Consider the following 22,713-nt stretch of genomic DNA (forward strand, 5'->3'; position numbering starts at 1 on the left):
GCCTAGTCTGTGTCGATCGGCACAGGGTTAAACCAATGAAAACCGTTCCGCCCGTTCACCGCATTGCGTTGCTGTTCAATGGCAGCAAGATCTACGACCGCGGCATCATCAGCGGCATCGGCAACTACCTGAGCAGCACGCGTGCCTCCTGGGACTTGTTTCTCGAGGAGGATTTTCTCTGTCGCTTGAAAGGCATCGAACGCTGGCAAGGCGACGGCATCATTGCCGACTTCGACGACCCGCTGATCGGCGAGGCGCTGGCCGGGATCAAGCTGCCGGTGGTGGCGGTGGGCGGTTCCTATCAGGATGAGCGCGCCTACCCGAAGGGCATTCCCTACGTCGCCACTGACAATGATGCGTTGATGAGGTTGGCCTACGAGCACCTGATCGAGGCCGGGCTGACCCGCTTCGCCTGTTTCAGCCTGCCCGAGGCACAAGCCAATCGCTGGGCCCAGGAGCGGGAAAAAGCCTTCCGCCGACTGCTGCTGCGCGATGGCCTGCACGCCGAGGTCTATCGCGGCATGGGCACCAGCGCACCGCTCTGGGACAGCGCCGTCGAACAGCAGATCGCCTGGCTGCAAAGCCTGCCCAAACCCATCGGTATCATCGCCGTCAGCGACGCCCGCGCCCGACAACTGCTGCAAGCCTGCCTGACCGCCGGCATCGCCGTGCCGGAGCAAGTGGCGTTGATCGGCATCGACAACGACCCGCTTACCCGCAGCCTGACACGGGTGCCGCTGAGTTCGGTGATCCAGGGCACCGAAACCATGGGCCGCACCGCCGCGCGCCTGCTCCACCAGATGCTGCACGGCATGCCGTCCACGGGCACGCAGATCCTGGTCCCGCCTGATGCGATCAACGTACAGGTATCGAGCCTGCATCAACCGTTGGGCAATCCTTATGTCATGCAGGCCCTGCTCTTCATCCGCCAATACGCCTGCCAGGGCATCAAGACCGCCCAAGTGGCGGCTTATGTCGGGATATCGCGCTCATCGCTGGAGGCGCATTTTCGCAAGGAACGGGCCTGCAGCGTCCACGACGAAATCCTGCGCTTCAAACTGGCCGCCGCCGCCAACGGACTGGAAAACACCGATGCGCCAATTGCCGACATCGCCCAGAGCTGTGGCTTCAAATCGGCGCAATACCTGCACACCGTGTTTCGCCGCGAATTCGGCTGCACGCCGCGGGAATATCAGCAGGGGGCAAATGCGACCACACACTGACCCTCTGCCAAACCGCTCTTGATGAACTGACCCACCACCGAACCGCTCTTGTGGCGAGGGAGCTTGCTCCCGCTGGGGCGCGAAGCGGCCCTGAAACCTGGCACCCTGGTGGGTCAGGCTAATTGAGTTGACGACATGGGTCTGCTGCGCAGCCCAGCGGGAGCGAGCTCCCTCGCCACAAAGGCAACAGCCTGCGCCTGTTGAACTGACCCACCACCGAACCGCTCTTGTGGCGAGGGAGCTTGCTCCCGCTGGGGCGCGAAGCGGCCCTGAAACCAGGCACCCTGGTGGGTCAGGCTAATTGAATTGACGACATGGGTCTGCTGCGCAGCCCAGCGGGAGCGAGCTCCCTCGCCACAAAGGCAACAGCCTGCGCCTGTTGAACTGACCCACCACCGAACCGCTCTTGTGGCGAGGGAGCTTGCTCCCGCTGGGGCGCGAAGCGGCCCTGAAACCAGGCACCCTGGTGTGTCAGGCTAATTGAGTTGACGACATGGGTCTGCTGCGCAGCCCAGCGGGAGCAAGCTCCCTCGCCACAAAGGCAACAGCCTGCACCTGTTGAACTGACCCACCACCGAACCGCTCTTGTGGCGAGGGAGCTTGCTCCCGCTGGGGCGCGAAGCGGCCCTGAAACCAGGCACCCTGGTGTGTCAGGCTAATTGAATTGACGACATGGGTCTGCTGCGCAGCCCAGCGGGAGCAAGCTTCCTCGCCACAAAGGCAACAGCCTGCACCTGATGAACTGACCCACCACCGAACCGCTCTTGTGGCGAGGGAGCTTGCTCCCGCTGGGGCGCGAAGCGGCCCTGAAACCAGGCACCCTGGTGTGTCAGGCTAATTGAATTGACGACATGGGTCTGCTGCGCAGCCCAGCGGGAGCAAGCTTCCTCGCCACAAAGGCAACAGCCTGCACCTGTTGAACTGACCCACCACCGAACCGCTCTTGTGGCGAGGGAGCTTGCTCCCGCTGGGGCGCGAAGCGGCCCCGCTTTTTGCTGGCTAACTATCAACCCGTTCCACCGGCCAGGCCCCAGGCGTTGGCGCCTTCAAGAAACGCCGCTCATGATCCGGGCTCGGCAAAAGGCACACGTCGTACTTGCCAAACAGCCGGTACCGATTCAGGGCAATGCGATCGTAGGCCCAATCCCGAAACACGCGGGGGACGTAGCGCAGCAGTTGCACCGGACGCCAAACCCAGGGCAGTAGGGCAACCACTTCAAGAATCGCCTCCGAGCGCACCCAGTAATGTTGGTCGCGAACCACGGCCATGGTGTCGAACTGCTGCAAGGGCAAGCCCGCCCAGGCCAGCAAGGCTTGTCCTTCGGGCGACTGGACGGAGGCCAACCGCACGCGTCGGGCGTGATCATGGCGGATCAGGAACTTCGCCCAGCCATTGCACAGTTTACAAACACCGTCGAACAGGACCACTGTCTCGCCTGGCTTGAGCAAGGGTGCGGGAGAAGGGCGGGTCTGGGAGATGGGCATGATTGGGGGTCTACACGGCGCTTGGTTACCCGGATAATACGCCTGTTCCAGCGTCAAAGGGCGTCCCGAAGGGGCGCTCGACCATGATGACTTCAAGGGCATGTCCGATCCATGAGCGATGACATCTACAACCTGTTCACCCGCTTCCAGACCCCCGATCCGGGCATCGGCCCACGGGAGCGGGCGCCGATGCTGGCTCAGGAACTGGCCTGGGCGCGCGAGCGTGCGACCATGCATCGCTTCAGCTGGGTCGTGGTGCTGGTGCCGCCGTTGTGCCTGGGCCCGGTGTTGCCGGGTATCGTGTTTCTGCTGGGGCTGCTGGTCTATCAGGGGGTATCCGCCCCAGGCGTTGACCTTGACCGGATCATCGGGGCCTCCTTTGGCTGGCTTGTGTTCGTCACCTTGCTGTTCATGGCGGCGTGGATCGTGCACAACGTCTGGCGTGATACGCGCGACCCGACCAAGCGTTATTGGGCGTCGATGCCGGATCAAGGGCTGGTCGAGCTTGAACACCATACCCTGGTTTCCGGCATCTGCCTGTGGTCCAACGACTATGACCCGGATTGCAACACCCTCATGCAATGGTCCGACGGCAAAGTGAAGTACATGCAGGACAGCGGTGTGTCGCAATGGATCCTGGCCCGGACCGCGGCGGGGCATTGGCTGGTGCTCAAGGAGGAGTTTTCGGGCGACTTCAGTTACGGACGGGTAGGGCAAATGCCGGCGCCGGACAAGCTGCTGCAACCCCGCCAGCAATTGGCGATCGCTTTCGCCCCTGGTACGAACCTGCCGCTGGGCCGGCGTTTCGACGGTGCGTTGATGCCATTGATGGATGCGCCGTACTGGCTGTCTGCCGATGAACTCAAGCGCCTGGACGAGGCCGCCCATCACTGGAATTTCTTACCGCCGAACCGCTATGGGGTGGTCAATGACCAGGATGCCGCATGGGTGCAACGGCTGGTGGACAGGGCGCAAGCCAGTGTTGGGCCGCAGCCGGCAGGGGGCTACTGCGCAGCCCAGCGGTAGCAAGCTCCCTCGCCACAATGAATCGAACAACTTCCCGCACGTCCGGCCTGTCATTGGCCGGGCGCTAAAGCCACGTATCCACCACCCGCCGATCCAGTTCCTCCCAATCCGCCATGCCCAATACCCGCGTCGTGTTCAACCCGCGCAGATAACCGCGCAGTTGATGGGCCGTGGCCCGCTTGAGTTCCGGGTCGGCTTCTGTATTGCTCAGCAGCACGCTTTCGTACTGGACCAGATAGTCCGCCACCCGCTCACGGAAGTCTGGCAATACCGCGTCGCGGATCAGATCAAACGTTCTCATGGATAGACCTCATCAATCTTTCTCGGCTTGCAACTATTGCTAGGAGTAATAGTGACCATTACCAAATGCAAGTTCTGCTTTGCCGGCAATCATTGGAAAATCAGCGCCATCGAACACGCAGCCCCGTTTTTTTGTTTTCAGGACCCTAACCCATGCGCCGTTTATTTTTGCTTCCCCTGGCGTTTTCCCCGTTGTTGCTGGCCGGTTGTGCCTCGGCACCGAATGACCCGACGCTGACCTTGCAGACCAGCAAGACGCCGGCCCAATACGCCGAGTGCGTCGTACCGAAGTTGCAAGGCAATGCCTTGAACCCGATGGTCTCGCAGACCCAGCGCAGCTACCGCATTGTGGTGCCGAGCAAAGTGTCGGCGGACAACGTGCTGGAAGCTTACAAGGCCGGCAGCGGCGGCAAGGTGTTCATCTACGAGCGCCACCTGCTGGCTTCCAACCTCTTGCCTTCAAGTTTTGAACGCGCCGCACAGGAATGCATCTGACCGGCCCGTAAACGTTTTTCACCGTGCTCCTTTGGTTGGCCGCAACCAACCAATTCCCTTTGCCCCGCACCGTCTTCGGTCGCGGGGCTTTTTTTGCCTGGCGGTTTCAGGTTAGCCAATCTTGCGCCCGGATGAATTCGATGAGCGCTTTCAGGGCCGGCGGCACATGGCGTCGGCTGGGGTAGTAGAGAAAAAACCGGCTTGGCGGCGCTTTCCATTGCGCAAGCAGTTCTGTGAGATATCCGTTGCGCAGGTCATCGCGCGCCAGCTCCTCGTACACGTAGGCAATCCCGGCGCCATCTTTTGCCGCCTGGATCATCAGCGCATCGTCTTCAAGGATGAGTGGGCCGGTGACGGACAACCGGATCGGTTGCCCCTCGGCCTGATACTCCCAGGCGTAGAGCTTGCCGCTGGGAAAACGCCGGGCGATGCAGGCATGGTCGAGCAAGTCCCGTGGCGCCTGGACAATCTCCTTCGCGGCCAGATAGGTTGGCGCGGCTACGGTCACGAACGATTGAGGGAGCCCGACAGGAACGGCGATCATGTCGCCGGCCAGGCTTTCGCCAAAGCGCACACCAGCGTCAAACCCGCCGCTGACGATATCGGTCAGGCCATCATCGGTGACCAGGTCCAGTTGAATGCGCGGATACCGGGCCACGAATGGCCCGAGCACCTTGGCAAAGACCGCGCGCGCCGCCGGACGCGCCACGTTGAGGCGAAGCTTGCCGGCGGGCACGTCCTGCAGCGAGGTCAACTGCGCCAAGGCATCGGCAACCTGCTGCAGGGTAGGGGCCAGCGTAGCCAACAGCTGATGGCCGGCCTCGGTCGGGGTCACGCTGCGCGTGGTGCGGTTGAGCAACCTGACACCCAGGCGTGCTTCCAATGCACGCATCGCGTGACTCAATGCAGAAGCCGAAACGCCACGCTCGTCGGCGGCCTTGCGAAAGCTGCGATGGCGAGCGACGGCGGCGAAGGCATCCAGCTCGGACAGATCGGGGTGCTGACTCATGAATAATTTTCAATAGTTCAAATACGATTACCCATCTTATCGTCATGAGATCCCTCGCGGATACTGGCCACATCATCTGTGGAGAACGCACTATGCAAAAGAATCGTCTTGGATCATCGGATTTGCTGATTTCCCCTATTGGCCTGGGAACCTGGGCCATCGCCGGCACCGGCTGGGCATACAGTTGGGGCGCGCAGGATGACGAGGACAGCCTTGGCGCCCTTGAATATGCCGTCGAGCGCGGGGTGAACTGGATCGACACGGCGGCGGTTTACGGCTTGGGCCATGCCGAGCAATTGGTCGGGCAGTTGTTGCGTCGGGTACCGGCTTCGCGGCGTCCGTTGGTGTTCACCAAGGGCAGCCTGGTGTGGGACCCGGTCACCCGGTTGATCTCACACTCGCTGGCGCCTCAGTCACTGCTCGCCGAGGTCGAGGCAAGCTTGCGTCGACTGCAAGTCGAAACCATTGACCTCTATCAGATCCACTGGCCGGCCTTTCCTGCCGACGGCAGCAATGAAGGGATCGAGGAGGCACTGTCGGCCTTGGCCACTGCCCGTGAACAGGGAAAGATTCGCGCTATCGGCGTCTCCAATTTCGATGTTGCGCAACTCAAGCGGGCCCAGGCGGTGACCGAGATCGTCTCACTCCAGCCGCCGTATTCGGCCTTGATGCGAGACATCGAGGACGACGTCCTGCCATTTTGCGAGCAGGCGGGAATGGGGGTCCTGGCCTATTCCACCCTTCAATCGGGACTGCTTTCCGGCAGCATGACCCGCGAACGCATCGCCCAATTGCCCGACGACGATTGGCGCAAGGCGCGAAGCGCGGACTTCCAGGAGCCTCGCTTGAGCGCGAACCTGGCGCTGGTGGAGGTATTGGCCGGTATCGGCGAACGGCACGGGGTGAGTGCGGCGGCAGTCGCCATCGCCTGGGTGCTGCGCAAGCCGGTGGTGACCGGCGCCATTGTCGGTGCCCGTCGGCCTGGCCAGGTCGATGGGTTGATTGCCGGTTCACAGCTGCGCCTCAGCGCCGAGGAAATCGACGAGATCCAACCGTTCCTGCCATTGGGCATGGGCACCAATGTCCCTGGGGGCGCTTGACGTTTACCGCGTGAGCGCTCGGGTTTGACGCCTCGCTGCATAACCGGCACTATTTGCTCGTTTGTGATCATTAGTGCTCGTTTACGCAGGTTGTAATGTCATGACTACTCCTCACGAAGCGTTTCCTGGTGAACGCCAGCAACTGATCAGTCAGCGTCTCGCCCGGTATGGCCGGGTGATCGCGGCTGACTTGGCCAGCGAATTCAAGGTCTCCGAGCATTCGATCCGGCGTGACCTGGGCGCGTTGGCAGCGGCGGGGGTGTGCAAGCGCGTTTATGGTGGCGCGATCCTCGTGCCCGCGGCCGAAGGGTCGATGGAGGCGCGCGTGCGCAAAGACCCGATGCGCAAGGGCAGCCTCGGCCAAGCCGCCGCTGCACTGTTGCGCGCGGGCCAGCACGTGTTCATCGACGCCGGGTCGACCAACTTGGCGATTGCCTGCGCCATCGATCCGCACTTGTCATTGACCCTCACCACCAATTCACCGTTGATTGCGGTCCAGTTGATGAAACTGCCCCGCGCCGAAGTCATCCTGCTGGGCGGCCGCTTGAACCCAGTCGCCGGTGGTGTGATCGGGTTGACGGCTGTCCAGCAATTGCGCCAGTTCAGTTTTGACCTGTGTTTCCTCGGCGCCTGCGCCATCGATCCCGATAATGGCGTTACGGCGTTCGGCCTGGATGACGCGGAGTTCAAGCGCGCGGTGGTCGCGGCCAGTGGGCAGGTGATCGCGGCGGTGACCAATGAAAAGCTGTCCAGCGTTGCCCACTACCAGGTGGCCGCCTGCGAAGAAGTCGCCGCCCTGGTGGTGGAGCACGACGCGCCGCGTGAGCGACTCGAACCCTTCTTCGGCCGGGTGACCAACGTCGTGACGGCGGACGGTGCACAGCGACGGGCCTGAAGTATTTGCCCAACTGGGCGGGGCAATCGAATAGATACTGCACGCCCCCCATTGTCCGCCAGGCGATTTGCGTCTAGTTTGCTGGCCGATCACAAGTACAAAAAATCAGGAGTCATTGATGCAACCGATTCGTCTCGGCCTGGTGGGCTACGGCAAGATTGCCCAGGATCAACACGTTCCAGCCATCCACGCCAACCCCGCGTTCCAACTGGTGGCGGTCGCCACGCAAGGACAGCCCTGCGCCGGGGTGGAGAACTTCCGCTCCCTGGGCGAGCTGCTGGAAAACGGTCCGCAGGTCGATGCGATTGCGTTCTGCACGCCGCCGCAAGGTCGATTCGCCCTGGTGCAACAGGCGCTGGCGGCCGGCAAGCACGTCCTGGTGGAAAAGCCGCCGTGCGCCACGTTGGGTGAAGCCATGGCCTTGGTGGAGCAGGTTCGCGAGCAAGGCGTCAGCGGCCTGTTCGCCTGGCATTCCCGTTACGCCCCGGGCATCGAAGCCGCCCGTGACTGGCTGGCCAGCCGCACCTTGCAGAGCGTGCAGATCGATTGGAAGGAAGACGTGCGCAAGTGGCACCCGGGCCAGGCGTGGATCTGGCAACCCGGCGGCCTGGGCGTGTTCGATCCGGGCATCAATGCCTTGTCGATCGCGACCCATCTGCTGGCACTGCCGTTGTTCGTGGAATCGGCCGAGTTGCGCGTGCCGGACAACTGCCAGTCGCCGATTGCCGCCAGCATCAAGATGGCCGACGCGCGTCACCTCGATATCCGTGCGGAGTTCGACTTCGACCATGGTCATGACGAGCTCTGGAGCATCGAGATTCGCTGCGCCGAAGGCGTGTTGCGCCTGGACAACGGCGGTGCGCTGTTGAGCATCGACGGCGTGCGCCAGGCGGTATCCGAGGAGGGCGAGTACGCGGCGGTGTACCGGCATTTTCAACAACTGATCAACGACAAAGCCAGCGACATGGACCTGCAGCCACTGCGCTTGGTCGCCGACAGCTTCTTTGTCGGCAGTCGGAAGGCGGTCGAGCCGTTCTACGATTAACCCAGGGAATTGCAGTTGAACGAACACACATTGTCCATGCGCCTGGAGCGCGTGGCGGCGCACATGCCGGCGGGCGCGCACCTGGCCGATATCGGCTCGGATCACGCTTACCTGCCGGTGGCCTTGCTGCGCCGTGGCGTCATCGCGACGGCGGTGGCCGGTGAGGTGGCACTGACGCCATTGCGCGCCGCCGAACGTACGGTGGTCGAAAATGGCCTGGAGCAGCGGATCAGCGTGCGCCTGGCCAACGGCCTGGCGGCAATCGAGCCGGAGGACGGAATCACGGCGATCAGCCTCTGCGGCATGGGCGGCGAGACGATCCGCGACATCCTGGACAGCGGCAAAGCGCGGTTGAGCGGTCGGGAGCGCCTGATCCTGCAACCCAACGGCGGCGAACAACCGCTGCGCCAATGGCTGATGGAAAACGGCTACCGCATCCTCTGGGAGGAATTGCTGCGGGAAAACCGCTTCTACTACGAGATCATCGTGGCCGAGCGCGCCGGGCCGGTGGCGTACACCGCCGAGGAGCTGTATTTCGGCCCGCTGCAGCTGCAAGCCCGAACCCCGATCTTCCTGGCCAAGTGGCAGCGCCTGTTGCGCCAGAAACACAAGACCCTCGCCAGTTTCGCCCAGGCACGGCAGGCCGTGCCTGAAGAAAAGCAGCAGGACATTGCCCGGCAGGTTCGGTGGATCTCTGAGCTGTTGGCCTGAGCCTTGGGGTTGGATGTGCCGACGTCATCGCGAGCAAGCTCGCTCCCACAAAGGGTTTTGGGGTGAATCGGGATGCTGTGAACATTCACACCCCCTGTGGGAGCGAGCTTGCTCGCGATGAGGCCATCAGTCATTTCACCAAATTGAACAAAGCCCCGGTCGCCGGCTGCCCGCTTATCGACCCACCACCGGGTAATGTTTGATCCGACACGCATACGAGTTGCCGTCGCCTTTACAGACACCATCCAGATAGCGGTAGTCCACCCGTACCGACTGCCCTTTCCCGGGCCATTGGCGGCGGGGGAGCGTGGCTTGATAGTCCGGGGTTTCCGGGGTGAAGGTGAGCAACGAGCCTGGCTGCGGGCATTCCACCGAGGCGGATTTCGGCCTGACTTTCACCACCTGGGCCTGAAGCTGCGGATAGGGTCGTTTCAGCACCTCGACGACACGCAGCTCCATCTCACAGATCTGCCATGTGGAGGCCTGGACGGGCTCGCACAGCAAGGGAAGCGTCAGGGCAAGCAGTCCGAGGCATGTTGCGTGAGTATTCATCGTTGCCCTTGTTTGAAATGCTGGTGTTCGCAAAATCATAGCGTCGCATGGCGCCTTCGCCTGACTCAACCGTAAAGCCCCATCAACGAGAACGACTTGTCCGTTGTCAGTGCGACAATCTCGGCCAGCGAATGCAGGAGCACCGGCACCAGCAGGCCACCGCTGACCACTCTGGCGACGGCGAATACGCCGCCACAGGCGAAGATCAGCACGACCGTCAGCCAGTTTCCGTATTGGATGTGCATGCCGGCGAAAATGGCCGACGTCACGATGATCGCGATCCATGTCCAGGCACGGCTGTTTTCGTAGGGAAACAGCCGGAGCATGTAATGGCGGAAGAATAATTCTTCGGCGATGGGCGGCAGCACGATCAGCGAGGCGATCTTGATCGTGGCCTGCCAATTGTTGAGCCCGTCCAGAAGCTCGGCCATGAACACTTCACGCGGCAACCCGAGTACGAGGACGGCGACCCCGAAAAGCAGGTAGGCCCCGATGGTGCCCATCGCTCCCCATTGCAGGGGTTTGCGGATGAAGCGACCTCGCCACTGTGAACGTAAATCAGCGCGATATTGCAAGGCGAAAAGGGCGAAGAGAAGGAGCGCGGTGATACCGGAGGTTGTCGTGAACGTCAGATAGGCCTGCATGTCTGCGGGGACGAAGAGGACCTCGGGCATCGCCGCCAGGAAGACGACCACGGTGGCCAGCACAAACATCCCGAGCCGGGGAAAGAAGCGGTAAGGCGATAGAGTGGAGGCAGGTGCAAACGCAGGGGCGGCACTTAGATTCGTCACAGTCACTCCGTGAGTGCAAGGAAAAAGGCATGATGCCAGTGTTTTGATCGGCTGGGATGAGTTCCTATTGGCTTTGTGGAGAGGTCGGCAATTGGATCTGCAGCTGGGTACTTGCCCGAAGGGCTTTATCAGTGGCGACAAAAATGGTTTAGGGTCATCAACGGCTGCGATGGAACATCTCGACTAAAGGACGCGACACTTATGGAAACTCCCTTTTCTTCTCTCAACGAGCGTTTGCACAATCGCCGGTTTACGGTGGCGGACAACGCCCAAGGACTCTCCGGGACAGGCACGGTATTCCATTACCATGTCCAGGAGGGTGCCATTTCGAGTACCTACCAAGGCGGCCGAATTCGCCTGGGCAATCAAGTCGGACGCGTGACGGGCCCCGATACCATTGAGCTTCTCTTCCAATGCTTGACTACGGAGGGTGAGATTCTTTCCGGCTGGTCTCGTGGGACGGTGGGTGTCGATCACGAAGGGCGTACTACCTTGAGTTTCGTATGGGGTTGGTTGTCGGGCGCGACTGGAGGTGGGGAATCCCACTACGTCGAGCTTGTGGTGTAAGGCGCGGGCATCCATGTAACGGAACCACCGCCTTCGCGAGCAGGCTCGCTCCCACACTGGATCTTCAGCCGACACAAACTCATGTACACCGTAAAACTTGTGGGAGCGAGCCTGCTCGTGAAGAGGCCAGCACATTCAACATCGTCATCGACTGTGACACCGCCTTCGCGAGCAGCTCGCTCCCACGCTGGATCTTCAGCAGACATAAAATCCATGTGCACCTGGCCCCCCCTGTGGGAGCGAGCTTGCTCGCGATGACGCCGGCACATCCAACATCACCGCAAACTGACACACCGCCATCGCGAGCAAGCTCGCTCCCACATCCGATCTCCAGTGGACACGAAGCTCATGTACAACACAGAACCACTGTGGGAGCGAGCTTGCTCGCGAAGGGGCCAGCACATTCAACATCCATGTAGCTGAACCACCGCCATCGCGAGCAAGCTCGCTCCCACATTTGATCTCCAGCGGACACGAAGCAGGGCGGAACCCTAAGCCGCCGTTACCGCAGCAACGGATATCCATACCGACCTATCTACTCACAACTGCTTCGACCCCCCACCAATCTGCCAAACATACGGCGGTTCCGTCCCATTGATTTCCCAATCCCCAATAATCCGTTCCTTGTAGATCAACGGATTGTGCGAAGCGGCGGTACGGGCGTTGCGCCAGTGGCGGTCGAGGGCCTTGCTGGTGCTGGTGGCTGAGGCGCCGAGTGCATTGAACAGGTCGCTGGTGGCGCGTAGCACCAGGTCGGAGATCACCACCTGGGCCTGGGCCGACTCCAACTCGGCGGCAATGTTGGCGGTGTGTTCAGTCTCGGCGTTCTGGCTGAAGCGGCTTTCATAGGCGCGTTGGGAAGCGCTCGCGGCTCGCAGGGCAGTGGCTTCGGCGGCATAGACCTGGGCCGAGGCCCGGCCGACCACTTGCTGCACCTGCACATCCTGGCTCACTTCGCTGGCATTGCCGGTGCTGAAGACCCGGGTGCGTTTGCGCACTTGCTCGGTGATGTCGTGGACCGCGGCACGGCCGGCGCCGGTCAGCACGGCGAGCAAGACCAGTTGATAAAACGCGGTCTGGTATTTGAAGCGGGTGGAGAAGTCGATGAGGTTTTCCGCCTCGACCAAGGCGTTCTCGAACAGCGATGTCCCGCTGCCGGTGGTGCGTTGGCCAAAGCCGTCCCAGTCATCGCTTTGCTTGACGCCCGGCTGGTGCACGCGCACGGCGGCAATCACGTCGGCACCGTTGTCGTCACGCTGGGCATACACGTCGATCCAGTCGGCGAAGATACTGCCGGTGCTGTAGTACTTGGCGCCATTGACCACCCATTGATCGCCCTGGCGGGAAACCCGGGTGACGACCTCGCCGATTTTCACCGCGCCGACTTCCGTCCAGGCGTTGCCCACCAACTCACCCTCGACGAAACGCTTGAACCAAATGTCCTGCGGGCTGCTGGCATGGGCATTGAGGCGGTCCTCGACAAATGCAAAGTGCCCGCGCAGGGCCTGGGGCAGGTTGGAATCGGCTTCGGCCAGTTCGATCAGCAGTTGCAACAGCTGCGGCAACGAGGCCCCAGCACCGCCATGTTCGAGCGGTACGCGAATGGCGCCAAAGCCGGCTTCCTTCAGCCATTTCACCTGTTCAAAGGGCAGGCTGCGGGTCTGCTCCCGCTCCAGGGCGCCGGCCTGGATGCGCGCAAAGATCGGCCGGAAGCGTTCGGCCAAGGGCTCGTAGTCGGTGCCGGTGGAAAGGATTGGCGGCAGGTGTTGTTGCTGTGCGGTCATGTTGATGTTCCTTCTTGATGGCGAGTAGGCGGGCAGGGGGAAAACCTGCCGGTGCCAACGGTCATTGCACGGTCCATGCCCGACCCGCGACGCCCATGAATGCGGGTCTGTACCACGCTCGTCGGTGATAGGGCTGTCCTGGCTGCGGACAATCTGTTGCGCAACTGTATGCCCGGCAACAGTTGTCGCGACAGGCATCGAAACGCAGGTGTTCACCAGGCAACAGTGGAACAACAGCTTGTCCGTCGAGCGACAGCAAAGTGATTAGGCGGTACTTCTAACGCCTTGATTATTAAAGGTATATCAACGTGGCACGGTTGCTGCTCTACACCCTGTGCAGACGCTGAGGTGGCGTCTCCAGGCATGGGGTAACTGATGAGCAAGCAATTCAAAGTGGTGGCGGTGTCAGGCAGCGTGCAACACCCATCACGCACGCTGGCCCTGCTCCAGGCGATAGTGGACAGGCTCGCGCAGCAACTGCCGATCGAGGTGCGCTTGATCGAACTGGCCAAGGTCGGTCCGCAGTTTGCCGGGGTGTTGCGTCGCGAGGCGTTGCCGGCCGCGGTACAGGACGACCTGCACGCCATCGAGTCGGCCGATCTGCTGATCGCCGCCAGCCCGGTCTATCGAGCCTCGTACACCGGCTTGTTCAAGCACCTGTTCGATTTTGTCCATCACGAAGCCCTCAAGAATGTTCCGGTGCTGCTCGCCGCGACGGGGGGCTCGGATCGCCATGCCTTGATCATCGATCACCAGTTGCGGCCGCTGTTCGGCTTCTTCCAAGCCCTCAGCCTGCCGGTGGGCGTCTATGCCAGCGAAACCGATTTCAGCCAATACCGCATTTCCAGCCCACAGGTGCTGGAGCGTATCGAGCGCGCCGTCGAGTCGGCGCTGCTGAGCCTGGTCCCGAGCGCTCGACGCGACGCCAGTGCCGCCTGATCCCTTTTCCCTTTCAAAACGAGCCGTGGAGTACATGCAATGAGCCAGGACACGATCAAATTTGCCTACTGGGTGCCCAACGTCAGCGGCGGACTGGTGGTCAGCAAAATCGAACAACGCACCGACTGGGGCATCGACTACAACCGCAAGCTGGCGCAGATCGCTGAAGCGGCCGGCTTTGACTACGCCTTGTCTCAGGTGCGCTTTACCGCCGGCTACGGCGCCGAATACCAGCACGAGTCCGTAGCGTTCAGCCATGCCTTGCTGGCCGCCACCACGCGCCTGAAAGTCATCGCCGCGGTGTTGCCGGGGCCGTGGACGCCGTCAGTGTTGGCCAAGCAGATCGCAACCATCGATCACCTGACGGGTGGCCGAGTGGCGGTCAACGTCGTGTCGGGCTGGTTCAAGGGCGAGTTCACTGCCATTGGCGAGCCGTGGCTGGAGCACGACGAGCGTTATCGCCGTTCCGAAGAATTCATCACCGCCCTCAAGGGCATCTGGACCACCGACAACTTCACGCTGCGCGGTGACTTCTACCGCTTCCACGACTACACCCTCAAGCCAAAACCCCTCCAGCAGCACCCGGAAATTTTCCAGGGCGGCAGCTCACGTGCGGCTCGGGATATGGCCGCCCGGGTATCGGACTGGTACTTCACCAACGGCAATACCGTGGAAGGCGTCAAGGCGCAGATCGATGATCTCCAGGCAAAAGCCGCGGCCAACCACCACAAGGTCAAGGTCGGCGTGAATGCCTTTGTCATTGCCCGCGACACCGAAGAAGAGGCGCGGGCGGTCCTTGCCCAAATCATCGACCAGGCCGATCCCGAGGCCGTCAATGCCTTTGGTGACGCGGCGAAACAGGCCGGCAAGTCCAGCCCGGAAGGTGAAGGCAACTGGGCCAAGTCCAGTTTCGAAGACCTGGTGCAGTACAACGATGGCTTCAAGACCAACTTGATCGGTACCCCCCAGCAGATCGCCGAACGCATCGTCGCGCTCAAGGCCGTGGGTGTGGATTTGATACTCGCCGGTTTCCTGCACTTCCAGGAAGAAGTCGAGTATTTCGGCCGTAAGGTCCTGCCGTTGGTGCGAGAGCTGGAGCAACGCAAAGTGACGGCCAAAACGGCGGCGGTCGCCTAGGCGCGGGAGGCAGCATGGGCGGACGAGGGGCGGACAAGGTGCTGGGATTTAAGCACTGCGCTCCCATGAATGAGCCATCGCCGAACCGCTTTTGTGGCGAGGGAGCTTGCTCCCGCTGGGCCTGTAGGAGCTGTCGAGCGGAGCGAGGCTGCGATCTTTGCCCAGACGCTTGAGTTTCAAGCGAAAGATTAAAAGATCGCAGGCTTCGCCAGCTCCTACAGAGCCCAGCGGGAGCAAGCTCCCTCGCCACAAAGGTGTGGGCGTCAGGTCGACAGGTTGACCACCCGGCCATCCCGGGTGTCCAGTGCCGGGCGGCGTCGATTGACCACCAACTCGCCAATCCTGATCAGCAACGTGCGGGTGACGTTGCGGCTCAGGCCCAGCAGGCTTGCGGTATGGACTTGATTGCAATTGGCGTATCGGTAGGCGGTGCGCAATAACTCGGCCTCGACCTTTTCATACACATCGCCATGCCCTTGCTCGAGCAGTTTCTCGAAGGCTTTCTGCAAGAGCGCCTCTGCACTTTGGGGTACAGGTTCCGGCAGGTTGTCCTGGCGCTCGATGCGCAAGTTCGACAGGTGCAGGTCCTGCACACCAATCACTTTGTTACGGCAAATCAGCAGCGTGTGGTGAATGACGTTTTCCAGCTCGCGGATATTCCCCGGCCAGGAATAATCGAGCAACTTGCGCTGCGCCTGGGCATCCAGCGTCACCTCGCCGTGACCGAGCCTGTGGCTGTACTGCGCAATGAAATGGCGTATCAGCGGCAGAATGTCGCCAGGACGTTCGCGCAGCGGCTTGAGCACCAGGCTGACCACGTTCAAACGGTAATAGAGGTCTTCGCGAAAATGTCCGGCATTGATGGCTCTTTCCAGCTGTACGTTGGTGGCCGCCAACACACGAACATCGATCTTGATGCTTTTGCGCGAACCCAGCCGGACCACTTCGCGTTCCTGCAATACCCGCAGCAACTTGACCTGGATCGGCAACGGCAAATCCCCGATTTCATCGAGAAACAGGGTGCCGCCGTCCGCTTCCTCGAACCAGCCGGCCTTGGCTGTCAACGCGCCGGTAAAGGCGCCTTTTTCATGCCCGAACAGCTCGGCCTCCACCAGGCTCTCGGAAAACGCCCCGCAGTTGACCGCAACGAAGGGCTTGTGGCGACGGGCGCTGAGGTTGTGGACGTGGCGCGCCACCAGTTCCTTGCCGGTCCCGGTCTGGCCGATGATCAATACACTGGCCTCACTGGGCGCGACTTGTTGCAGGTGAGCCAGCAAGGCGCGGGAGGTGGGGTCTTCGAAGACCTGGGCGGTGGCACGGATCGAGGTGGCCAGGCCGGGGGAGGGAGGTAGTGTTAGAAGCTGCATGACGGTGGCCCGTTAATGAGATTGCCGTGACTGAAGGTAGGTGAATGCCAACGTTCCTTGAAGGCAATACCGCGAAGCCATTGGGCTTAAGGCTTAATCTAAATGATCTAAAAAAATGATAATAAATAACTTTAAGTTATTTGCTTAGGCGACTGTGGGAGCAAGCCTCGCTCCCACAGGCTTGGCATTTATCCATCAATGCGGATATGCGGGGTCACGGACATTCCCACCCGCAGTTTCGCCGCGGCGGGTTGGTCGGGGTCGATGCGAATGCGCACCGGCAAGCGCTGGACGATCTTGGTGAAGTTGCCGGTGGCGTTGTGCGGCGCAATGGCGGAGTAGCTGACGCCGCTGGCAGGTCCCAGGCTTTGCACGGTGCCAAGCAGCGACTCGCCCGGCAACGCATCGACCGTGATGTCCACGGCCTGGCCCATCGCGACGCGCGCCAGTTGCGTCTCGCGGAAGTTGGCGGTGATGTAGACGGCGTCGAGCGGCACAATCGCCAGCAACGGTTGCCCGGTACTCACGAATGCGCCGATGCGCACGGATTTCCGTCCTATGGTGCCGGCGATCGGCGCCGTGATGCGGGTATAGGACAGCTTCAGTTCCTCGATGGCCTGCGTGGCTTGGGCATGGGCGAGGGTGGCTTGGGCTTTTTCCAGATCGGCCTTGAGGACATCCACTTGCTGCCGGGCCGCCTGCAGGCCCGCCTCGCTCCTGTCCCGGCGCGCCCGTTGGATGCTCAATTGCGCTTCGGCCTGTTGTCGCGCTTGCACGGTGCCCGAGCCATCGTTGGCCAAATTGCGATACCGCGCTTGGTTGGCACTGGCCAGTTTCAGCGCCGCCTCGTCCGCGGCCACCGCCGCCTGAGCCTGGCGAATGGCGGTTTGCTGTCGGCTCAGGTGCGCTTGCAGGCTGGCGATGCTGGCCCGGGCACTGGCGACCTGGGCGTTGGCCGCGTTCACCGCGGCGACGAAATCACGGTCGTCCAGTGTCGCCAACAAATCGCCTTTCTCGACCCGCTGGTTGTCTTCGATCAACACCGTCTCGACGGTACCGGACACCTGCGGCGCGACTGTGGTGAAGTCCGCGTGGACATAAGCGTCGTCCGTCGACTGCGTCGATGCGCTGGATTCAGGGCGATTGACGTAGAGCACCCCGGCGGCTGCCACGGCGAGCAGCACGACACTGATGATCTGGGCTTTCTTCGATAAGGCCATGATGAATTACCCATGTGAGGATGAGGATGAGGCGGCTTGCCTGGCAGGCGCCGGGATGTAGGTCAGCCGCAGCACGAGGGGAATCAGCAGCACTGCCAGCAGGCCCAACGCGCGATAGGCATCGGCGATCGACAACACCAGCGACTGCTGGCTGATGATGCCCAGCAGTTCTGAGGGGGGCGGCGCCGAGGCCAGGGCATTGCTGGCCAGGGCCGCCTGGTCCAGCAACATTTCCCCATGGAAGCGGCTGCGCACGACCACGAGCTGTCCGACCAGGGCCGCGCCGAACAACGACCCGAAGGCGCGCAGGGTATTGATGGTGCCGGACACATACGGGCCCTCGGCTGGCTGCACCACGCTGGTGATCAAAAACAGCATCGACACCACGGCCATCGGTTGTCCAAAGGCCTGTAGCGTTTGCGCCACGACGAACTGGTCGCGGTTCCAGTCGCTGGTCAATTGCGCGCTGCAAAGACAGGCCAGGGCGATCAGGCACAATCCCAACGCGAACATGAAGCGCGCATCGACCCACTTCTGGTACAGCAGCAGCGCCACCAGTGCTCCCAGGAATAACTGCGGCAGTGCGACGATCAGCCCGATCGCGGCCATCTGCAACGGGCGATAGTCCTGCAGCGGCCCGAGGTAACTGGCCGGTAGCAACGAACCGGAAAGCAGCACCACCAGCAGCGAGACGAACAGGATGCAACCCAGACCCAGGTTGCGACGCCCCAGGATCTGCAACTTGATGAACGGCGAGGGATGAAACCATTCGGTCAACAGATAGATCGCCAGCAAGGCCAGGCCCGCGACCAGTGTCGAAGTGACCAGCGGTGAATGAAACCAATCCAGTCGAATGCCTTGATCCAGGGCGACGCTCAGCAAACCAAGCGCCGGGACACCGCAGGCCATGCCGGCCCAATTGGCCTGGCGAAAGCGTGGGAACTGGACCGGTTCCCGTGGCAGCCCCCAGGCGATCAAGCCGGCCGCGATCAGGGCCAGAGGGACGATCTGCCAATACACCCAGCGCCAGTCCTGCAGTTGGTCTGTCCAATGCCCCGCCAGCCAAATGGCCAGGTTGGGCGCGAAGGTCGCGGTCATCGCGTACATCGCCAGGCCGTATAACCGTATGGGGGGCGGCAGGAATTTCAGGGCCGCCATCATCAGCAACGGGATCGTCGTGCCGCTGGCGATGCCTTGCACAAAACGCAGGCCCAGGAGCAGATCGAGGTCATGGACGAAAGGCAGGAGCAGCGCCAGCGATATACACGTGGCGAGCGTCCACAGCTCAAGGCGCCGGAGCGAGAGCGTCAGGGCAAACCACGCGGCAAAGGGCATGGCGATCAGCTCCCCGGCGCTATACGCGGTGGTGAGCCAGGACGCATCGTCCAAGCCAAAGCCCAGCGCGCCTCTCACGTCCGCCAGCGCCAACGCGCCAACGCGGGTGTTCAGCCCCGCCATCATGGCCGCCAGGAAAATCCCGGCCAGACCGACCAGCTGGCGTTTCGACGACGTGGCCGAGGGGGCCGCGCGAGGTGCGACCTGGGCGGGCGACAACGCGATGCTGTTCATGGTTGCGGCTCCGGGTCCCAGCCGCCACCCAGGGACTTATAGAGATTGACCACGGTCAGCGTGGCGTTGGTGGCGCTGGCATTGAGGCTGGTCTGGCTGGCGAGCAGGTTCAGTTGCGCCGTGAGAACGCTCAGGTAATCGGCGGCACCTTGCTGATAGCCGCGTTCGGCCGCGTGCAATGCTTGCCGGTTCTGCTCATACGAAACCAGCAGTTCGTCGTGTTGACGCTGTTGCGCGGCCCAGGCATCCAAGGCGTCGTCCACTTCGTGCCAGGCGCGCAATACGGTTTGCCGATAGGCGAGGGCGGCGGTCTTTTGCCGTGATTCGTTCAAGGCCAGGCGCTGTACCAAACGACCGCCCTGGAAGATCGGCAGGTAAACGGTGGGCCCGACGGAAAAGAAGCGCGCGTCCCAATTGGCCAGGTCGCCGCTGTCGAAGGCTTCCACACCGATTCGTCCTTTCAGGCCGATACGTGGGTAGAAGTCGGCCTTGGCCACGCCGATGGCCGCAGTCGCGGCGTGGAGCTGCGCTTCGGCGCGCAGGATGTCGGGACGTCGCTGGGCCAGTTCAGACGGCACCCCGACTGGCACCTGGGCGGGCAGCGAAGGCAGGGGCATGGCTTGGCGCAGCTGTGCATCGAGTGTGCGAGGTGGTTCGCCCATCAACAGCGCAAGGGCATTCATCTGGGCATTGCGACGCTGGGCCAGTTCGGGAAGCATGGCCTTGATCGTTGCCAGCTGCGCGCGTGCGGAGGCGGTTTCGAAGCGTGTCGCCACGCCATTGCGCTCGCGGCTTTCCGCCAGGCCCAGGGTGCGCTCGGCGATCGTCAGGTTCTGTTGGGCGATGTCCAGTTGCGCCTGGGTACCACGCAGTTGCAGGTAGGTCCGTGCCACTTCGGCGGACAGGGCCACCCGAGCGGCTTCGCGATCATGGACCGTTGCCTCCAGCGTTGCCGCCGCACCTTCGCGCGCGCGGCGGGCCCGGCCCCACAGATCGATTTCCCAACTGGCATCGAAACCCATTTGCCAGAAATTGCTGGGGGCGGTCGGGGCGCCCAGCGCGGCGAACTTGCCATGTTCACTGAGCGCCTCCCGGGCGTAACTGGCATTGGCGCCGACGCTGGGCAGCAATCGGGAAGCGGTAATCCCCAGTTGCGCCCGGCTTTGATCGATGCGTTCGGCGGCCACCTGCAAATCAAGGTTGCCGGCCTGCGCACGGGATTGCAGTTGGGCGAGCAGCGGGTCGTTGAACAGTTGCCACCATTGGCCGGGTACGGCGGCGGGGAGCAGGGAGGCGTCGCGTCCATGCTCGGGGCGGGGCGTCAGTTGCGCGGCGCCAAGTTCGTTCTTGGGTGTCATGAAGTCGGGGCCTACCGCACAGCCGGTGAGAGCGAGTGTCGTGAGCACGACCATGGGTGGCAAGCGGCGATGAAGTCGTTCGAAAAAAGCCGACATGGGCAGTTCCCCACAAGGTTGCAGCGCAGCTGCGCGAGCATGCGCCTGGGCTCGATCGATCCTGGATAGCGAGTCGTCCGCTGTGGGGTCATGGTATTGAGCGGTTGCGGCGAGGGCACTTCTACATCGGTACAGCCAAGTCATACCTCGGTGGGGGGTATGTATACGAGGGTATGTGTTTGGGCCAGTAAGGGTGGTTGCCCCCTACATAACCGGCCTGGTTCGGGGTGACCGCGTTCCTTCTATGGGAGCGGAGTACGGGTCTATCCGCGATTCAGCATTGTGGCCAAAGGCCCGCAAAAAGCCTGAAACATGATGGCACCTTTGAATAAATGATCTACACCTATGACAAGGGATTGCATTGCCAAGGTCGGCATGCGGCTGATCGATCGATCACCGCGCGAAGTCTTCGCCACATTCCCTCGATAGCGTTCGCATTCGGCTAACAGAGCCAGGTTTGAGCGTGCCCACTTTTTGGGTGCCAAGGAGGTGTGTCACTTCACTGAGCGTGGACCGTGAACAAGCTTGGGCATTGTGCCGAAGCCTGATAACAGAAGGAGACCCTGCGCATCGCTCAGTCATTCGATGGGACGGCAGGCGTCTCTCTATAAGGAGATATCGATGAAGCAGCCTCAAGGAAAGATCATTGCGTGGCTGGCCCTGACGGGGGCCTTGTCCACCGCTAGCGTCCATGCCGGAGTCTTCCCCGATTTCGGCTACGCTCCGCCCAAGAGTGAGTACTCCGGAGCACCGTTCCAGCTCAGCCAGGACTATCCGACGGTGGCCCCGGGCGCATCCTCGATACCGGGATTCTTCCAACATTTGCCCAAGTCATTCTCCAATGACTTTGAAACCTGGCGCCCGTACATGGAGGAAGTGAAAAAATACTGCTTGGAAGGCAATACTGGAATCGCCTGGAAAGTACAAAAGAACACTATTCGCCGGTGGTATCACATGCCTTGGCAACATTACGGACCCAACGGTCGTGAAGGCATCAGCGGGCTGACCAAGGAGGCACCGATTCAGCCCGGGCAACTGGCAAGTACGCAGACCGGCAGCGGGCAGACCTACGCGGTGGGTATCTATAACGACATAGGCGCCTACACCATCGGCCAGGTCTGGAAAGACCCGGATAATCCAGACCCAAGCCAAACCTCGAAACCCAAGAGCTTTGCCAACGGCACGGTGGTCTGCAAGGCGCTGTTCGCCGATATAGACGTCAAGACGGTGCCGTTCCTCGCGAACCCATTGCTCTGGAACGCCTACACCACCGAAACCTTCACCTCGACAAACCGGTCTGTCACCAAGGTAGCGTTGATTCAGATGGACATCGCCGTGCGCGACACCCGCGTGAGCGATACCGGCTGGTTGTTCGGTACGTTCCAATACAATGGTGCCAAGACCGGCAAGGCGAACTGGAACAACCTGGTGCCGGTGGGGATCATGTGGGGCAATGATCCCCAGGAAACCGGCAATGACTTTACCAACCCCAAACCGGTGGTCACCAAGATCAACCCGGCCCTGAAACAGACCGCAATCAACGCCAACACCCAGGAGCTGCCACCGACTCACCTGGGTTGGAACGGACGACTCAATGGGCCGGTGGACAACCCCCAGGCGTCCTGCCTGAGTTGCCACATGACAGCCGAGTACCAGCAATTGGCGCCAATGAATCCGACCTTCCAAGCCAACCCGCCAGCGGTGGGCAGCGATGAGTGGATGAAATGGTTCCAGAACATCCCGGCCGGACAGCCTTTTTCGCCCAAGGCCCAAAGCACGGACTACAGCCTGCAACTGTCCGGCGCCCTGGCCAACTTCTATGACTGGAAATGCAACCACAGCGGCATCTACGCGGACGGCAAGAATGCGTGTACCAACGTAAAAATGCTTAACCTGATGAAGGCCAGTGATGCGCCTGCACAAGAGGTGTTCAAAGTTCAGCGCAGCCCTGAACTGGAAGAGCTCGAGTAGCATGCTCCCGGCCTCGGACAAGCGCCGAGGCCGGGTCAAATCTGCATTCCCCTGTGGGAGCGAGCTTGCTCGC

General features: G+C 61.8%; 21 protein-coding genes. 11 read left to right on the forward strand and 10 right to left on the reverse strand.

What is annotated here, in order from left to right; genetic code table 11:
- Positions 1-35 precede the first annotated feature (35 nt).
- Positions 36-1,223: a XylR family transcriptional regulator gene (locus tag J3P85_RS11925; RefSeq protein WP_434705935.1), complete on the forward strand. Its 1,188-nt coding sequence runs from the start codon at positions 36-38 to the stop codon at positions 1,221-1,223.
- Between the two features lie 999 nt (positions 1,224-2,222).
- Here J3P85_RS11925 and J3P85_RS11930 read toward each other — a convergent pair.
- Positions 2,223-2,708: a thiol-disulfide oxidoreductase DCC family protein gene (locus tag J3P85_RS11930; RefSeq protein ID WP_434705937.1), complete on the reverse strand. Its 486-nt coding sequence runs from the start codon at positions 2,706-2,708 to the stop codon at positions 2,223-2,225.
- A gap of 111 nt (positions 2,709-2,819) precedes the next feature.
- Here J3P85_RS11930 and J3P85_RS11935 point away from each other — a divergent pair, with 111 nt between their 5' ends.
- Positions 2,820-3,734, forward strand: a complete 915-nt coding sequence (locus tag J3P85_RS11935) for a hypothetical protein (RefSeq protein WP_434705938.1) — start codon at positions 2,820-2,822, stop codon at positions 3,732-3,734.
- 64 nt (positions 3,735-3,798) lie between these two features.
- On the opposite strand, the gene J3P85_RS11940 is transcribed toward J3P85_RS11935, so the two are convergent.
- Positions 3,799-4,035 carry a hypothetical protein gene (locus J3P85_RS11940; RefSeq protein WP_411384903.1) on the reverse strand — a complete coding sequence of 79 codons (237 nt, stop codon included), beginning with the start codon at positions 4,033-4,035 and terminating at the stop codon, positions 3,799-3,801.
- A 152-nt stretch (positions 4,036-4,187) separates the two neighbouring features.
- On the opposite strand from J3P85_RS11940, the gene J3P85_RS11945 reads away from it, so the two are divergent.
- Positions 4,188-4,529, forward strand: a complete 342-nt coding sequence (locus J3P85_RS11945; RefSeq protein ID WP_077506487.1) for a hypothetical protein — start codon at positions 4,188-4,190, stop codon at positions 4,527-4,529.
- Positions 4,530-4,635: 106 nt separating this feature from the next.
- Here the strand turns inward: J3P85_RS11945 and J3P85_RS11950 are convergent, their stop codons facing one another.
- Positions 4,636-5,538 (reverse strand): LysR family transcriptional regulator, encoded by a 903-nt coding sequence (locus J3P85_RS11950; RefSeq protein ID WP_434705939.1) that lies wholly within the window; start codon positions 5,536-5,538, stop codon positions 4,636-4,638.
- A 92-nt stretch (positions 5,539-5,630) separates the two neighbouring features.
- On the opposite strand from J3P85_RS11950, the gene J3P85_RS11955 reads away from it, so the two are divergent.
- From J3P85_RS11955 to J3P85_RS11970, 4 genes are all read left to right on the forward strand, one after another.
- Complete coding sequence (locus tag J3P85_RS11955; RefSeq protein WP_434705940.1) at positions 5,631-6,638, forward strand: aldo/keto reductase; 1,008 nt, start codon at positions 5,631-5,633, stop codon at positions 6,636-6,638.
- 100 nt (positions 6,639-6,738) lie between these two features.
- A complete protein-coding gene (locus J3P85_RS11960; RefSeq protein WP_434705941.1) occupies positions 6,739-7,533 on the forward strand; it encodes a DeoR/GlpR family DNA-binding transcription regulator in 795 nt (264 codons plus the stop codon).
- A gap of 118 nt (positions 7,534-7,651) precedes the next feature.
- Positions 7,652-8,578 carry a Gfo/Idh/MocA family protein gene (locus J3P85_RS11965; protein ID WP_434705943.1) on the forward strand — a complete coding sequence of 309 codons (927 nt, stop codon included), beginning with the start codon at positions 7,652-7,654 and terminating at the stop codon, positions 8,576-8,578.
- A 15-nt stretch (positions 8,579-8,593) separates the two neighbouring features.
- Positions 8,594-9,289 carry a tRNA (adenine(22)-N(1))-methyltransferase gene (locus J3P85_RS11970; protein WP_434705945.1) on the forward strand — a complete coding sequence of 232 codons (696 nt, stop codon included), beginning with the start codon at positions 8,594-8,596 and terminating at the stop codon, positions 9,287-9,289.
- 174 nt (positions 9,290-9,463) lie between these two features.
- Here the strand turns inward: J3P85_RS11970 and J3P85_RS11975 are convergent, their stop codons facing one another.
- Both J3P85_RS11975 and J3P85_RS11980 read right to left on the reverse strand, forming a co-directional pair.
- The gene (locus tag J3P85_RS11975; RefSeq protein WP_434705947.1) at positions 9,464-9,841 is read right to left on the reverse strand and encodes a hypothetical protein; all 378 of its coding nucleotides are present in this window, start codon (positions 9,839-9,841) and stop codon (positions 9,464-9,466) included.
- A 65-nt stretch (positions 9,842-9,906) separates the two neighbouring features.
- A complete protein-coding gene (locus J3P85_RS11980; RefSeq protein WP_434705948.1) occupies positions 9,907-10,632 on the reverse strand; it encodes a lysostaphin resistance A-like protein in 726 nt (241 codons plus the stop codon).
- A 201-nt stretch (positions 10,633-10,833) separates the two neighbouring features.
- Between J3P85_RS11980 and J3P85_RS11985 the strand changes: the two genes are divergently transcribed.
- Positions 10,834-11,199 carry a hypothetical protein gene (locus J3P85_RS11985; RefSeq protein ID WP_434705949.1) on the forward strand — a complete coding sequence of 122 codons (366 nt, stop codon included), beginning with the start codon at positions 10,834-10,836 and terminating at the stop codon, positions 11,197-11,199.
- A 539-nt stretch (positions 11,200-11,738) separates the two neighbouring features.
- Here the strand turns inward: J3P85_RS11985 and J3P85_RS11990 are convergent.
- Positions 11,739-12,983, reverse strand: a complete 1,245-nt coding sequence (locus J3P85_RS11990; RefSeq protein WP_434705950.1) for an acyl-CoA dehydrogenase family protein — start codon at positions 12,981-12,983, stop codon at positions 11,739-11,741.
- Between the two features lie 375 nt (positions 12,984-13,358).
- Here J3P85_RS11990 and msuE point away from each other — a divergent pair, with 375 nt between their 5' ends.
- Both msuE and sfnG read left to right on the forward strand, forming a co-directional pair.
- Positions 13,359-13,922 (forward strand): FMN reductase, encoded by a 564-nt coding sequence (gene msuE, locus J3P85_RS11995; protein ID WP_434705951.1) that lies wholly within the window; start codon positions 13,359-13,361, stop codon positions 13,920-13,922.
- Between the two features lie 39 nt (positions 13,923-13,961).
- Positions 13,962-15,059, forward strand: a complete 1,098-nt coding sequence (gene sfnG / locus J3P85_RS12000; RefSeq protein WP_434705952.1) for a dimethylsulfone monooxygenase SfnG — start codon at positions 13,962-13,964, stop codon at positions 15,057-15,059.
- A 263-nt stretch (positions 15,060-15,322) separates the two neighbouring features.
- Here sfnG and J3P85_RS12005 read toward each other — a convergent pair whose 3' ends face one another.
- The 4 genes from J3P85_RS12005 to J3P85_RS12020 all read right to left on the reverse strand — a co-directional run bounded on the left by J3P85_RS12005 (position 15,323) and on the right by J3P85_RS12020 (position 20,669).
- Entirely contained in the window at positions 15,323-16,426 is a 1,104-nt protein-coding gene (locus J3P85_RS12005) for a sigma-54 interaction domain-containing protein (RefSeq protein WP_434705953.1), read from the reverse strand.
- A 188-nt stretch (positions 16,427-16,614) separates the two neighbouring features.
- Positions 16,615-17,646, reverse strand: coding sequence for an HlyD family secretion protein (locus J3P85_RS12010; protein WP_434705954.1), 1,032 nt, complete (start codon positions 17,644-17,646; stop codon positions 16,615-16,617).
- A gap of 6 nt (positions 17,647-17,652) precedes the next feature.
- Complete coding sequence (locus tag J3P85_RS12015) at positions 17,653-19,215, reverse strand: MFS transporter (RefSeq protein ID WP_434705955.1); 1,563 nt, start codon at positions 19,213-19,215, stop codon at positions 17,653-17,655.
- Positions 19,212-20,669, reverse strand: a complete 1,458-nt coding sequence (locus J3P85_RS12020) for an efflux transporter outer membrane subunit (protein ID WP_434705956.1) — start codon at positions 20,667-20,669, stop codon at positions 19,212-19,214. The genes J3P85_RS12015 and J3P85_RS12020 overlap by 4 nt, the downstream gene beginning before the upstream one ends.
- 621 nt (positions 20,670-21,290) lie before the next feature.
- Here J3P85_RS12020 and J3P85_RS12025 point away from each other — a divergent pair.
- The gene (locus tag J3P85_RS12025; RefSeq protein WP_434705957.1) at positions 21,291-22,640 is read left to right on the forward strand and encodes a hypothetical protein; all 1,350 of its coding nucleotides are present in this window, start codon (positions 21,291-21,293) and stop codon (positions 22,638-22,640) included.
- The last annotated feature ends 73 nt before the right edge of the window (positions 22,641-22,713 follow it).

Origin of the sequence: Pseudomonas sp. Z1-12 (assembly GCF_051132015.1) — a bacterium.
Taxonomy (GTDB): Bacteria; Pseudomonadota; Gammaproteobacteria; order Pseudomonadales; family Pseudomonadaceae; genus Aquipseudomonas; species Aquipseudomonas zanjanensis.